Source organism: Rhodococcus sp. AD45-ID (genome assembly GCF_003023755.1).
GTDB classification, from domain to species: domain Bacteria; phylum Actinomycetota; class Actinomycetes; order Mycobacteriales; family Mycobacteriaceae; genus Rhodococcus_F; species Rhodococcus_F globerula.
The window spans coordinates 1,628,387-1,642,193 of the sequence record NZ_PYHL01000002.1 but is presented as its reverse complement, the minus strand read 5'-3'; the positions used below and the strand labels follow the sequence as shown (position 1 = coordinate 1,642,193).

Annotated in this window: 10 protein-coding genes; 5 read left to right on the top strand and 5 right to left on the bottom strand. The window is 64.1% G+C overall.

All coding sequences use genetic code 11. From position 1 onward, the window contains the following. Positions 1–37: 37 nt before the first annotated feature. Genes C7T36_RS23715 through C7T36_RS23705 form a run of 3 tightly spaced genes read left to right on the top strand, consistent with a single transcriptional unit; the run spans position 38 to position 2,197 of the window. Complete coding sequence (locus C7T36_RS23715; protein WP_033231929.1) at positions 38–733, top strand: histidine phosphatase family protein; 696 nt, start codon at positions 38–40, stop codon at positions 731–733. A gap of 54 nt (positions 734–787) precedes the next feature. Next, the gene (locus C7T36_RS23710) at positions 788–1,387 is read left to right on the top strand and encodes a DUF3090 domain-containing protein (protein ID WP_033231930.1); all 600 of its coding nucleotides are present in this window, start codon (positions 788–790) and stop codon (positions 1,385–1,387) included. Positions 1,388–1,390: 3 nt separating this feature from the next. Then, positions 1,391–2,197: an SCO1664 family protein gene (locus C7T36_RS23705; RefSeq protein ID WP_045067843.1), complete on the top strand. Its 807-nt coding sequence runs from the start codon at positions 1,391–1,393 to the stop codon at positions 2,195–2,197. An 11-nt stretch (positions 2,198–2,208) separates the two neighbouring features. Here C7T36_RS23705 and C7T36_RS23700 read toward each other — a convergent pair whose 3' ends face one another. Beyond that, complete coding sequence (locus tag C7T36_RS23700) at positions 2,209–2,652, bottom strand: MarR family winged helix-turn-helix transcriptional regulator (protein ID WP_033231932.1); 444 nt, start codon at positions 2,650–2,652, stop codon at positions 2,209–2,211. 87 nt (positions 2,653–2,739) lie between these two features. On the opposite strand from C7T36_RS23700, the gene C7T36_RS23695 reads away from it, so the two are divergent. Continuing rightward, positions 2,740–4,869, top strand: coding sequence for an MMPL family transporter (locus C7T36_RS23695; protein ID WP_045067842.1), 2,130 nt, complete (start codon positions 2,740–2,742; stop codon positions 4,867–4,869). A 10-nt stretch (positions 4,870–4,879) separates the two neighbouring features. Next, on the top strand, positions 4,880–6,121 hold the full coding sequence (mshC, locus tag C7T36_RS23690; RefSeq protein WP_045067841.1) for a cysteine--1-D-myo-inosityl 2-amino-2-deoxy-alpha-D-glucopyranoside ligase: 1,242 nt from the start codon (positions 4,880–4,882) through the stop codon (positions 6,119–6,121). 57 nt (positions 6,122–6,178) lie between these two features. On the opposite strand, the gene C7T36_RS23685 is transcribed toward mshC, so the two are convergent. The 4 genes from C7T36_RS23685 to C7T36_RS23670 form a co-directional block, all read right to left on the bottom strand. Continuing rightward, the gene (locus C7T36_RS23685) at positions 6,179–6,583 is read right to left on the bottom strand and encodes a hypothetical protein (protein WP_045068163.1); all 405 of its coding nucleotides are present in this window, start codon (positions 6,581–6,583) and stop codon (positions 6,179–6,181) included. Positions 6,584–6,687: 104 nt separating this feature from the next. Next, positions 6,688–10,863, bottom strand: coding sequence for a TIGR02680 family protein (locus C7T36_RS23680; RefSeq protein ID WP_045067840.1), 4,176 nt, complete (start codon positions 10,861–10,863; stop codon positions 6,688–6,690). Next, complete coding sequence (locus C7T36_RS23675) at positions 10,860–12,290, bottom strand: DUF2398 family protein (protein WP_045067839.1); 1,431 nt, start codon at positions 12,288–12,290, stop codon at positions 10,860–10,862. The genes C7T36_RS23680 and C7T36_RS23675 overlap by 4 nt, the downstream gene beginning before the upstream one ends. Further along, positions 12,287–13,795 (bottom strand): TIGR02677 family protein, encoded by a 1,509-nt coding sequence (locus C7T36_RS23670; protein ID WP_045067838.1) that lies wholly within the window; start codon positions 13,793–13,795, stop codon positions 12,287–12,289. Before C7T36_RS23670 ends, C7T36_RS23675 begins: the two co-directional genes overlap by 4 nt. Between the last annotated feature and the right edge of the window lie 12 nt (positions 13,796–13,807).

Here is a 13,807-nt window from a genome sequence, read left to right as displayed (position 1 = left end):
CCCGCCGCGCTCTGCGCCGCCCCATTAGGGTTATGGCATGACAGTTGTCCTTCTGCGGCACGGGCGGTCGACGTCCAACACGGCCCACACACTTGCCGGTCGCACGCCGGGCGTCGAACTCGACGATCACGGCCGGAAACAGGCAGCGGCCGTCGTAGACAGGTTGGTGGGTCTCGACATTGCCGAGATCGTGCGGTCCCCGCTGCTGCGATGTGAGCAGACGGTGGGTCCCATCGCCGCGGACCGTGGATTGACTCCCGTTGTCGAGGAACGCCTCGTCGAGGTGGACTACGGGCAGTGGACGGGCCGCCCCCTCAAGGATTTGCTCGAGGAACCGCTGTGGAAAGTTGTGCAGCGGCACGCGTCAGGTGCCGTCTTCCCCGATGGTGAAGGGCTGGCGCAAGTGCAAGCGCGGGCCGTTGCCGCGATTCGTGAACACGACAGAAGGCTTGCCGAGGAGCACGGCAAAGACGTCGTGTGGATTGCCTGTACACACGGCGACGTCATCAAATCCGTACTGGCGGACGCGTACGCGATGCATCTCGATTCGTTCCAGCGCATCGTTGCCGAACCAGCGTCGATGAGTGTGATCCGATATTCCGCGACCTCGCCCTTCGTGCTGCGGGTCAACGACACCGGAGATGCGCTGGCGGCGATCGGTCAGGCCAAGGCGTCGACCAATGGCTCCGCTCCCGAACAGGAATCCGTGCCTGGCGGCGAGGTCGGAGTGTGATCGTGACGGATAATGGGTACCCAGGGAAGTTCCGCTCGAATTCGAGGAGGTGCAATGTCGCGCGCGATTCACGTATTTCGCACCCCTGACCGATTTGTCGCAGGGACCGTGGGAGAACCCGGTGACAGGTCTTTTTATCTCCAAGCCGTGCACGAGGCGCGAGTAGTGAGCGTGCTGCTCGAAAAGCAGCAGGTTCAGGTACTGGCAGACCGGATGGGTCTACTCCTCGAAGAGGTACATCGCCGTTTCGGCACCGAGGTTCCGCCGGAAGCCGGTGATATCACCGACCTCAGTCCGCTTGTTACTCCGTTGGATGCCGAATTCCGGGTCGGGACGATGGGTTTGGGCTGGGATGCAGATGCCGGCGCCGTTGTGGTGGAACTTCTTGCAGTGAGCGAAACCGAGTTCGACGAGTCGGTCGTGCTCGACGATTCGGACGACGGACCCGACGCGGTCCGCGTGTTCTTGACGCCGGAGCAGGCGCGCGAATTCTCACTGCGATCAGAGCGAGTGATTGCCGCCGGCCGTGCGCCATGTCCGCTGTGCGGCGAACCCCTCGCTCCGGACGGACATATCTGTGTCCGGACCAACGGATATCGCCGCGGTGATTCGTTCGGGTTCGCGATCGACGACGCCGACACCGACGAGGACTGAGCGGTGTCGAGCTCGCCTGGCCCTGATGTCCAGCTCGAAGGTGAGCTGACGGTGATCGGTCAGATCACCACTGCCAGCAACGCAACTTTGGTCTGCGACGCTGTTCTCGGTGACGAGTCGATGCGGGTCGTCTACAAGCCGGTGCGCGGCGAGCGCCCGTTGTGGGACTTCCCGGACGGCACCTTGGCGGGGCGCGAAGTGGCGTCGTACCGGGTGTCCGAGGCGCTGGGGTGGGGTGTCATCCCGCGAACAGTGTTGCGCGACGGACCTTTTGGGCCAGGAATGGTGCAGAAATGGATCGACACCGTCGACCGCCACGCTGACATGCTCGGCATGCCGGACATCGTCGACCTCTGCAGCCCGGACAATGTCCCGTCAGGATGGTTCGAGGTTCTTCAGGCGTTCGATTCTGCGGGGGAACCGGTTTCGCTCATTCACGCCGATGATCCCCGGCTTCAGCGGATGGCAGTGCTCGATGTCCTCATCAACAACGCGGATCGCAAAGGTGGTCATGCACTCGAAGGGATCGACGGCTCCGTCTACGGCGTGGATCACGGAATCTGCATGCACACGGACAACAAACTACGCACTGTCCTGTGGGGATGGGCAGGCCGACAAGTTCCCGGGCCCTTGATCGCGGATGTCGCGGAATTTGCGGCAACTGTCGACGGCAGTTTCGGTGATGAACTGTCGGAACTGGTTACCGACGACGAAATTGCGGCGCTGGCGCAGCGGGCGCGTGAGCTGACGTTGTCAGCAGTCATGCCTGTGCCGAACGGGCATCGAACGATCCCGTGGCCGGCGTTCTAGTTTTCGTTGTACTAGTTTTCGTTGTACTTGGGATTGAGTTCCGGGGACCGAACCAGCCGTAGTAGCTGTTCGCGCAATGCCGACACATCTCCGGCGCCGAAGGCCAGAGCGGCTTCGTCCTTTTCGAGTTCGAGTAGGCGTTCATAGGTCGCTTGCCCGGACGCCGTGATGGCTATGAGGCGTCGTCGTTCGTCGCGCGGATCGGTATCCCGGGTGACGTAGCCGGCACGCTCGAGGCGATCGACGGTCCGACTCATGGTCTGGTCGGTTACCCGAGCCTTCTTGGCGATGTCTCGCTGCGATGCGGGGGACATGGCGATGGAATGTAAGACGATAAGTCCGGCGTGCGTCATGTCCTGGCTGCGTAGGACCTGCTCCCACGAGTGTTCGACGAGGCGCGCCGCAGTCGACAGCAAGCGGCCTGTCGGCCAGTTTTCGAGCCCATCCTCGGTCACACTCCTGCCTTCCGTTTGCAATTGTTCAGCTTGCTGAACAAAATAGGGGACCATCACGCATCAGCCAAACCGAACTCTGGAGAAACCGTGAGCACACCCACGAGTACGCGTCGTCGCCTGAGATGGATTGTGCCAGCTCTGCTGGTAATCGGCTGGTTGGCTATCGGCGGCTTCGGTGGACCGTTTGCCGGAAAACTGAGCACAGTGCAGCAGAACGACAACACGTCCTTCCTGCCCGCATCGGCGGAAGCGACCGAGGTCGGCAAGCTCCAGGAAGGTTTCACCGACACACGATTTGTTCCGGCGATCATCGTCGCAGAACGTTCGGGTGGGTTGCAGGGTGGCGACAGCGCCTTCCTGACGGACACGGTCGCAGAGTTTGTCGGAACCGAAGGATTCGGTGACGCGAGCTCGCCCGCGATTCCGTCGGCGGACGGTCAGGCGTTGCAGCTGTTCCTCCCGATCGACAGCACAGTCGAGGTCAAGACCTCGGTGAAGGAACTGCGTGCCGCGCTCGAATCCGCGCCGGAGGGACTGACCGTACTGGTGACCGGCCCGGCCGGTCAGGTCGCCGACTTGTCCGCCGCTTTTGCCGGCATCGACGGTCTCTTGTTGCTGGTGGCCGGATCAGTGGTGATTCTGATCTTGATCGTGGTGTATCGCAGTCCCATCCTGCCGTTCGTGGTTATTTTCTCGGCGGTCTTTGCGCTCGGCTTGTCGAGTCTGTTGGTGTACGCGCTGGCCGACGCCGACGTCATCGCGTTGAACGGTCAGAGCCAGGGCATTTTGTTCATCCTGGTGTTCGGCGCCGCGACAGACTATGCGCTGCTTCTGGTCTCACGCTATCGCGAGGAACTGCGCATCGAGCAGGACAAATACTCGGCGATGCGGGTGGCGTGGCGTGCCACGCTGGAACCCGTCGCAGCGTCAGCCGGTACCGTGATCGCGGGCGTTCTGTGCCTGCTGTTGTCGGATCTGAACTCGAACCGCGGATTGGGACCCGTCGCGGCCATCGGTATCGCCGCATCGTTCCTCGCATCGATGACGTTCCTGCCTGCCATTCTCGTATTGTTCGGCCGTACCGCGTACTGGCCGACCAAGCCGAAATTCGACGCCGACGTCGCCCACCACGACGAGGCAGACGATCACCGTTTCTGGGCCGGACTTGCCGCTCGCATCGGGCGGCATCCGCGTCGTTTCTGGGTGGCGTCGACGCTGGTGCTGGTGATCTTCGCGCTGATGATGCCGCAGTTCAAGGCCAGCGGAGTGGCGTCGTCTGACGTCTTTCTGCTCGAGGTCGACTCGGTTGCGGGTCAGGAGATTCTCGGCGAGCATTTCGACGCCGGATCAGGTTCCCCGGCGATTGTGATCGCTGATGCAGACCAGATGGATGCCGTTGTCGCGGCAAGCCGAGTCGACGGCGTCAGTGACGTCACTGTTGTTCGGAACGGGGGAGCGCCGCTTGTCGTCGACGGCCGTGTCTCGCTCGAGGCGACGCTGACCGATGCCGCTGATTCGATCGAGGCCGAAAACACGATTGTGCGACTACGTGATTCAGTCCACTCCGTCGAGGGGGCCAACGCCTTGGTCGGTGGTGTCACCGCAACGGATCTCGACACCAAGACCACGTCGACGCGCGACCGCACGCTGATCATCCCGGTGGTAGTGCTCGTGGTCTTCGCGATCCTCGCGCTGTTGCTTCGATCACTCCTTGCGCCGCTGCTGCTCATGGGCACCGTAGTGCTCTCTTTTGCTGCGACACTGGGTATTTCGTCGCTCGTATTCGAGCATGTCTTCGGATTCCCCGGCGCAGATCCGGTGGTGCCGTTGTTCGCGTTCGTGTTCCTCGTCGCACTCGGGATCGACTACAACATCTTCCTGATGACCCGGGTTCGGGAGGAGGCACAGAAGATCGGTACACGGGCAGGCGCGCTCCGGGGACTGACCGTCACCGGCGGCGTCATCACCTCAGCCGGAGTTGTTCTGGCAGCAACCTTCTCGGCGTTGGCTGTGATTCCGCTGTTGTTCCTCGCGCAGATTGCATTCATCGTTGCGTTCGGTGTGCTGCTCGACGCGTTGATTGTCCGATCACTGCTGGTCCCGGCGTTGACGTACGACATCGGGCAGAAGATCTGGTGGCCGAGCAAGCTGGCGTCCACGCCGGAACCGACACCGGATCAGCCAGCACCTTCCGAGCCCTCGACCAGTCTCCACTAGGCTCGCCAGTATGCAGTCTTGGTCCGATACCGCACTCCCGTCCGTACCCGGTCAGGGGCCGCCGTTGCGGCTGTACGACACGGCCGACCGTCAGGTTCGTCCAGTCACCCCCGGGAAGACCGCCACGATGTACGTCTGTGGCATCACACCGTACGACGCGACCCACCTCGGGCACGCCGCCACGTACCTCACCTTCGACCTCGTGAACCGTATCTGGCGCGACGCCGGACACGACGTTCACTACGTCCAGAACGTGACCGACGTGGACGACCCGCTCTTCGAACGCGCCAACCGCGACGGTGAAGACTGGGTTGTTCTCGGAATGCGCGAGACGGCGCTCTTCCGGGAAGACATGGAGGCGCTGCGCGTGCTTCCTCCCAAGGACTACATCGGCGCTGTCGAATCGATCAACGAAGTTGTCGAACTTGTCGAGAAGTTCGTCGCATCCGGCGCGGCCTACATCGTCGACGACGCCGAGTTCCCCGACGTCTATTTCCGGGCCGACGCCACCGAACAGTTCGGTTACGAGTCCGGCTACGACCGCGAGACCATGGAGAAGTTCTTCGCCGAGCGCGGCGGCGATCCGGATCGCGCCGGCAAGCGCAATCCGCTCGACGCACTGGTGTGGCGGGCTGTGCGCCCGGGTGAGCCGTCCTGGCCGTCACCGTTCGGACCGGGCCGCCCCGGGTGGCACATCGAGTGCGCGGCTATCGCACTCAACCGCATCGGCTCGGGATTCGACCTCCAGGGCGGCGGCAGCGACCTCATCTTCCCGCACCACGAGTTCTCGGCAGCGCACGCCGAATGTGCCACGGGTGACCGTCGTTTCGCGCGTCACTACGTTCACACCGGCATGATCGGTCTGGACGGCGAGAAGATGTCGAAGAGTCGCGGCAACCTCGTGTTCGTCTCGAAGCTTCGTGGCGAAGGGGTCGACCCCGCAGCGATCCGTCTCGGACTGCTGTCCGGCCATTACCGCCAGGACCGGGCGTGGACCGAACAGGTCCTCGAGGACGCGCAGGATCGTCTGAAGGTGTGGCGTGCTGCCGCTGCCCTGAGTTCGGCTGCGTCCGTCACCGACACAGTTGCACGGTTGCGTCAGCATCTCGCCGACGACCTCGACACCCCGAAGGCTCTTGACGCCCTCGACGGTTGGGCGCGTCGTGCACTCGAAGGTGGCGGATCCGACGCACAGGCACCGGGCGAGTTCGCCGATGCCGTCGACGCCCTGTTGGGGATTTCGCTGCGCTGATGTATTAGCTGTGCGCCTTTGTCAACCGCGGGCGGTTAACAAAGGCGCACAGTGCTTTCACGGGCACGCCGGCGTCACCATGTCGTAGATCTCGTCGACCTGGGCTTGGGTCGGGACAACGCCGTTGTGTTCGGCCTGATCGCGGATTTCGTCGCTGACTTGTTGCTCCGAGGCACCATCGGCGATGTCGTCGCACGTGTCGAGCACGATCTCTTTGATGTCCTCATCGTCTCGATCCTGTGAAAGATCCGGGTAGCGGGTGCGAAACGCCACAACAAATGCAGTGAGCTTTCCCTGATCGACAGCGCTCATCTCGCCCGTCGACGTTCCGGCGGGCATTCGCATGGTTTCTTGACCGGTGGCGTGACCGTTGCCCTGGTTCTGGTCACCGTCGTCGTTTCCGCAGGCGCACATCATCGACGCTGCGCCCGCGATCATGATTGTCGCGATGGCTTTCTTCATGTCGTCTCCGCTCGCAAGTTTCGGCCCATGGATGAAAAGCGCGGGTGGTGCGGTGGTACCCAACCCGGGCGCTTCCCATTCCATCGACCTCGAGGCGCACAGTGTTAGGCGTAGTCGAGCGCACCTTCGGCCGGGGTGGGCACCCTACGGCGCAGCGGAGATCCAAGCGCTCTGGCCAAGTCCGTTCCGTCGTGTTCGGCGAGCAGTTCACCGTTCGACCACACCAGCAGCGCGGCGCTGACGGCTTGCTCGGCCGTCGAGTGAGCCAGGTCGTAGTGCGCGCACCCGGGGACGTCGGCGTACGTGATCCAGAGGTCGTATCCCGTCATGAAGAGGTCGAGGTCGAACTGGACGCTCAATCCCAACAACTCGCTTCGACCGTTGTCGTCGACGCCGGCAAATGCCTCGTCGAGTGCAAGTAGCCGCGGCGCATGCGGATCGGCTGAATCGAGCATGACGTGCGCTGCCGCGAAGAGTGGCAGATGCAGCGACACCGACTGCTCGCCGCCGGACAGCGCGCTGTGCCGGGCGACGGTGAGTCGATCTTCCTTGCCTTCGCCGCTGATGAGGGTGAAGGAGAAGAACCGCCACTGCCGGTAGTCGAGTGCCGACGACAGGATCTCCGGGTACGACCGCTCGGGATGCGCCGCCCGGGCAGTGCGAATCTGCGTCGCAAAATGTGCGCGCAGTGTCGCCAACTCGTCCACGCCCAGCGCCGACGCGTCTCGATCGAGCAGTTTGGAGATGGCGCGGGAGCTGTCGTCGAGGTTGTCGGCCAGAACCCAGTGGACGCCGATGGTGTTGCCGGACGACATGTGCCGCTCGCGCATCTCGGTGCCCATCTGCGCGATGAGTTCGCGGGCGTCGACGGTACGCTCGTGGATCTGTTGGGCCAGTCCGGTGAGCAGTGCGTCTTCGAGAATGCGACGCTCGGATTCGGTGAGCAGCTGCTCCTGATCTCCGCGAGCTTCGTGGATCCGGGTTGCGAACTCGCCGATCGAGGAGTGTCCCTGTTCGTCCTGCACGCGGACGACGGTGAGCCCGTCCGGTGCGTCCCACTGCAGGCGGTAATCCTGGCCGGCGGCAGCGAGTTGGGCGTCGAATTCCTGCAGCGCGGACGTCAGGGCCGTGCGGGTTGCCTTGCGCGCACCGTCGGTGACGCGAACCGTCGAGGTTGCCGCGTCGAGTGCCCGGTACAGCTTGTCCACGTCTTCGGGCAGTACCGGCGGGTGCGGGGCGTCGTCGGTGCGGTCCTCGTTCTGGATCCGGTAGACGAGTTGATCGGGGCTCATCCACGCCGCGGAACTGGCAGGCCAACTCAGCGGTTCGGTGATGCCGAGCAGCTCGAGCAGATCGGGTCGCGCGTACGGCGCGAGTTGCTCTGCGTCGCTACGCGTTTCGGTGAGAGTGTGCCGCAAGGTCTCGACGGCAGTGTTGTAAGCGCCCTCCGCGGTGCCGATGTGAAGCACGGCCGCGTCGTAGGCCTTACGGGCGGCGCGTTGGTCGACTTTGCATTCCTCGATCTTTGCGCGCGCCTTGGCGAGGTCGAGATCGATTTGCTCGGCACTCGCGCCGAGGGTGTCGCGCAGGGTTTCCAGGCGTTGGACCTGCTGGAGCAGACTCTCCTCCGCGATGGCCGCTTCTTCGGCAAATTCCTCGGCATTGGTGCGTGACTCGTCGAGGCGGTCGATCGATTCGCGTTCGAGTTCCACTTCTTTGGCGTACTCGCGTCGGCATCGCAGGGCGACGTCGCCTTGCTTCTCGAAGTGACGGATCGCCGCCGCCAACGAGTCGAGTTCCCGGCCGGCGTGCGGGGTGCGATGCGTCGACGCCGTCGAGCGCAACTGCTTTTCCTTGGCCGCGAGATCCGCTATCGCCGCGTCGAGTTCACGCTGCGCGCTGTCTGTTGCTTCGGACCGTGTGCGCAGAGCGCCCGCCGATTCGGCGACGGCTTTGAGCGCGCGCAGAATCGAGCCGGTCTTGGGGAGTTCCTTTGCGGCCGCGGCAAGTTGAGCCAACTGCTCGTTTGTGTGCGCCACGAGTGCTGTGCCGGTGTCGATTGCCGTGGCAAGTTCGTCGAGGGCAACGTCGATTTCGGCGATCCGGGCAGCGCGACGACGCGCGCGGGCCGTTGTACCGATGTACTCGGCATCGGTCTTGACGTGCCGTCCGTGGACAACACCCTGCCAGAATCGGCCGTCGACGCCGATAGCAACTGCGGCGGTGGTGGTGTCCGCGTTCTCGACCAGGCTGATCGAGGCGAGAATTCCCCTGACCTGTGCGTCGGGGACGTCGGAGTTGCCCTCGACCTCGAGAACATCGGCGAGGGTGCGTCCCTTGGGCCGCTGCTTTGTCGGGAGTGCTGTGAGGAATTGCTCGCTGACGAATTCGGGCAGTTGCTCGCCGGGCACTACCCAGCCGTCCAACATGTTTGCCGCTTGTAGTGCGGATTCGATTCCCGTGGCCACGTCGGGTTCGACAGACTCGGCGAACCGAACAAGGCTCCAGAAGGGCGCACCTGGTAGGTCCTTGCGGCTGTCGGTGCGGGCGTGGAATGCGGGCGGAGCATCGTCGTGCTCGGCCGAGACGGCCTTGCGTTCGGCTTTCAGTGCGGTGACTGAGGCGCGGGCGGCTGAGATTTCCGCTTCCGCACTGCGTCGCCGCTCCCGCAAGGCTTCGATTCCGGCCTCGGTGTGTTCGGCGAGTACGGCAGCCAGCGTCGGAGCGTCTTCGTCACCGACTGCCGACAGTGCACTGTCCAGTGCCTCGAACAGTGAGGTATCGGCGCCGGCAGCGGCGTAGCGCTCCGAATGCCCGGTCCACCACGAGCGAAGGCCGGTCGCACATTCACTGCGAGCCAATTCGACGGCGGCTTCGCCCTCGAGGACCGCAGCTTTGGCTGATTCCAGCAGTTCTTGGCCACGACGCGACGAATTCTCGGCGCGGGTCCGCTCGGTGGTGGCTTTCTCCACGGTGGCGAGGGCGGCGCGCACAACACGAACGTCTCCGTCGCGCTCTTCGGCGTGGCCACGCACGGCAGCGGTGATCTGATCGCTGCGGGAACCGTCCGGCAGCGGTGTCCAGACGATACCGGCGTCTTCGGCGGCGACGCGCAGTTCGTCCTCGGCCCGCGAGAGTGCTTCGGCACCGCGGCGTACCGACGCGGTGGCCTTTTCGGCTTCGTCGCCGCGCTGCGCCAATGTTGCCTGCGCCTTGCGGGACTTGTCGGCCTGCTGCTCGGTGGACAGTTTCAGCGTTGCGACGGCCTGGGCGAGGTCGTCGAGCTGCTGCTTGCCTTCGTACGCGCTCGAGCGTTGCAGCGCTTCGACATTGGCGCGGGCGTGATCGAGTGCCTGTTCGGCGGCATTGAACCGTTCTTCGGCTGCTGTGCGCGCTTCTCGGCTCCGCAGCTGGGCAACAGCCGATTCGTCCATGGCGGCAACACCTTTGGTGACCGCGGCCAGGCGGGCCCCGACCTGTTCGATCTCGCCCCGCGACTGCTGGCGCAGATACTTGGTGTAGACGCCGATGAAAGTCTGGGCCGCGCCGTCGGCAGCGGCCAGCCCCTCGAGCGCGCGGCCCACTTCTTCCATGTCGCTGAACGAGCGGGCAGCTTCGAGCACCAATTGATCGTCGAGGGGGCGCAGTCCGTCGGTGAGCGCCTGCGAAAGACCCTTCGGGTCAAGGTTCTTCGCTAGCTGCGGACGGCGCAGCGTCAGGATCAGGTTGATCAGCTGGTCGTAACGCTGCACGCCGAGGCCGAACATGCGCGCGTCGATGGCGGTGCGGTAGTCGAGGGGACGGTCCGTGATCGCGTCACTGCCCAGTTGCTCGGCCAACTGCTTCTTTGTCAGCGGGCGATCGTCGGCGCCGATCAGCGAGAAGTCGACACCAACTCGGCCGTCGGCGACGAAGTACCAGCGTGTGACCTTGTCGTTGGTTCGGCTCGCACGCATGCCGATGCCGACGGTGACGGCTTCGGGGTCGTCGAGTGAGCCGCGGCAGAACTCCATCCACACATAGGAGTGTGCGGTGTCCTGCCCGCGATAGAGCAGGTTCGACTTCATGGTGCGTTCTTCGCCGGCAAACGGATTGAGGCGACGCGGTTCGATGCGGCCGTCGAAGACAAACGGGAACAGCACCTCGAGTGCCTTGGTCTTGCCGGATCCGTTGGGTCCGCGAAGGACCAGGCGGCCGTCGGCGAAAGAGAATTCCTGGTCGCGGTAATCCCAGAGGTTGATGATGCCGGCCCGGGTAGGTCGGAAACGGGCGCTGTTCATGCGTTTTCTACCTCTGGTTCTTCTGTGCTGCCGGAAAATTCGGAACTGGGCTCGGGTGCGGAGTTGTCGACCGCAAAGTCGATGAGGGGATCGCGTTCGCGGACATTGACCACAACGTCGCGGTAGCGCGCGAGTACGGGCAGAACGAGCACTCCGCCGGGTACCGCGTGTGTCAGGCGCAGTCGCTGCAGCAGTCCGAGTGACTGTTTACGCAGTCCGTTGTGGTCTGCCTGCCACTGGGCCGCAAACGTTCGGCCGAACTGATCCACCAATTCGGTGATCTTGTCAGCCAGCCACGTGTCGTCGATCAGGGGATATGTCGGCGGTTCCTCGGGATCGGCAGGCTCCGCAGCAGGTTCGACCGGTTCGGCATCCTCGTCGGCAAGATCCTCGAAGATTCCGGCCTCGGGGATCGCTGCATCGAGTTGCTCGATGAGGTGGTCGTCGGACTCGGGAGGAAGCGGGAGTTTCGGCAGTTCCGGCGCGTCGACGTCGAGTATCCGGTCGGCGATTTCGCCGGCCAGCAGCAGTGCGACCTGGGCGATCGTGCCGGTGCTGGGAAAACGCACGTCAGACAGGCGCCCGGTGGGGTCGATCATCGCGATTCCCTCGGCCCGGCGCTCGGCAACCAGTCCGGTCAACATTTCGACGTCGGACGCGGTCTTGGGTTGGGCCAACGCGATCAGTTCATGCTGATCGAGTTCACCGGCCAACACCACTGGGCGTTCGACGAGAGCCCGACGCACTCGCCGCCCGATTGCCTTGGCGTCCACGGGAACCCCGTCTTCCTCAGCCGCCTGGGATGTTTCGGCAGCGAGGAGTCCGCGAATGGAATGCAGGTGCTGCAGCGCGCGCGGTGGGCGGAACAGTGCCACGACGACGGATCGGTCGATGTCGTAGAGCGCTTCTCCCGCTTCGGGATTGGATGCCCAGCCGTTGGCGTCACCGTCGGCGAGTGCGATGGCGCCGCGCACACCGAGCCAGCCGACGGCGTCGACAAACGCGTCGCGATCGGCGCCGCGATCGGTGGACAGTTCGACGCCGTCCACCTGTGCGGCGTCGGCGGCCACGTGATCTGCCAACTCCGACAACGTGATCTGGTTGCCGGCGCGGCCCAAGGCGGCGAGGCACAGGGCCAGGTACGAATAGCGGGTGCGGTCGAACGTGCGCTCGGTTGCCGTCTGGGCGGGTGCCGACGGGTTGAGGCGATCGGAGACCGTGAACAACCGAGCCGTTGTCTCGGTGACCTCGAGGCGGTAACCGAAGAGGTCGAGGAGGTCATCTCGCAGTTCGGTGGCCCACCGGCGTAGCAGTGGCAACGCCGCCCGATCCGGATACGACGTGGTGACCAGGTGATTCGACAGGATGACCCTTGCCGCGCGTTGATACGAATCGAGCGCAAGGGGAGTGATCTCGCGAGCTCTCATCGAACGCTGACCTCGATGCCGTCGAGGTGCATCCGGCCACGCGCGGTGGTGATGGTGGTGGAACCGTCCGACGGGCTCAGCGTCAATTTCACCCCGTTCTCGCTACCGGTGGAACTCTTGACGCGGCCGACCACCGGCACGCGGGCCGTGAGTGCGGCATTGAGCAAACTCAGCAAAACTTCGGTCTCCTGCTCGTTGAGCTCACGTTGATACACACCGTTGGTGGCCAGGGATTGTGCTGCGGCACTGCGGGTTCGCTGCGCCGCGAGCTGTTCTTCGCGCAGCCGTCGGATACTTCCGTCGTTGCGGGCGACCTTGCCGGGCAGGCCGGGCGACGGTGGGCGCCCTGTTTCCGCCAGGGTGCGGGCGATCTCGACGGGCGGTGCCTCCCACCAGGATCGGTGGTGGGAAATAATGTCGGCGTCTGGGTGAACCATCGACAGGTGGCGCGGGCGACCGAGGTCGAACACGGCCTGGAACAGTGCATGAGCCGCGTCCTCGGACGGTGTGGCGGCAAACCACCCGGCGAGATGGCGCAGCTGGCTTTCGCGGCTGACACCGCCCCGTCGGGTTTCGGTGACGCGGCGCAACAGCGCGAGCACTGCGGCAATCGCGCTCATCGTTCCTTCGCGCAGTCGCTCGGACTCACTGATTCCGGTCTCGGCGGAGACGAACCACGCGGTCAAACCGCGCCAGCGAGCCATCCAGTCATCTTCGCGTTCGGCGATCGGAACGAACACTCGCTCGTCGCTGGCGGCAGCGAGCCGGATCATCCGGTCGACCCCCGTCGATTCGACGTGCTCGATGGCTTCCTTGAGTTTCGGGGCGTACCGCGCGAGGTCGGAGCTGAATTCGCGCATGTGCGTCAGCAGGGCGTCCTTGTGGTTCAGGAATGCCTGCGGCGTCACTTCCGTCGTCCGAACCAGATCGCCGAGCGTGAGATAGAAGTGCGCGGCACGATCGGCCATGTCGGACAGTGTCGAGTCGAGGCGTTTGAGTTTGCGGAAGATGAGGTCGCCGTCTGCCGTTCGATTGGCTTCGGCCAGTTCCGACATGTCGGCCAGAAGGTCCGCCAGCGCCAGTCGTGAGAGGGACGAATTGTCGAGCCTGGCGGCAAGAACGTCCTCGACGGACCGGTACACCTGATACCCGGCCTGGCCGAACTGGTACACAAAATGGCGGTTCCGATACTCGGCCAACGACGCGGCGCGTGTGCCGTCGTAGCTGCGTTCGAGAATCTCCCACACGTGCAACTGGTCCAGCAGAGGCGCAATCTCGGTCGACGACAGCTGAGCGGCGGGATCCGAGCCACCGATCTTCTCGAGGATCTGAGCGACCGTCCCCGCATGGAGCAGGACTGTGTAATTGGCGCGGGCGTGGTCGAATGCGCGAAGCACCCACAGGTACTCGGCGCGCTTCTCGGCGACCGTGAACGAAAACAATTTCAGTCGATGGGTATCCGCGTACGCCGTCGCTACGCCCGCGATATGCGTTTCATTCACCATGACAGCGTAGGC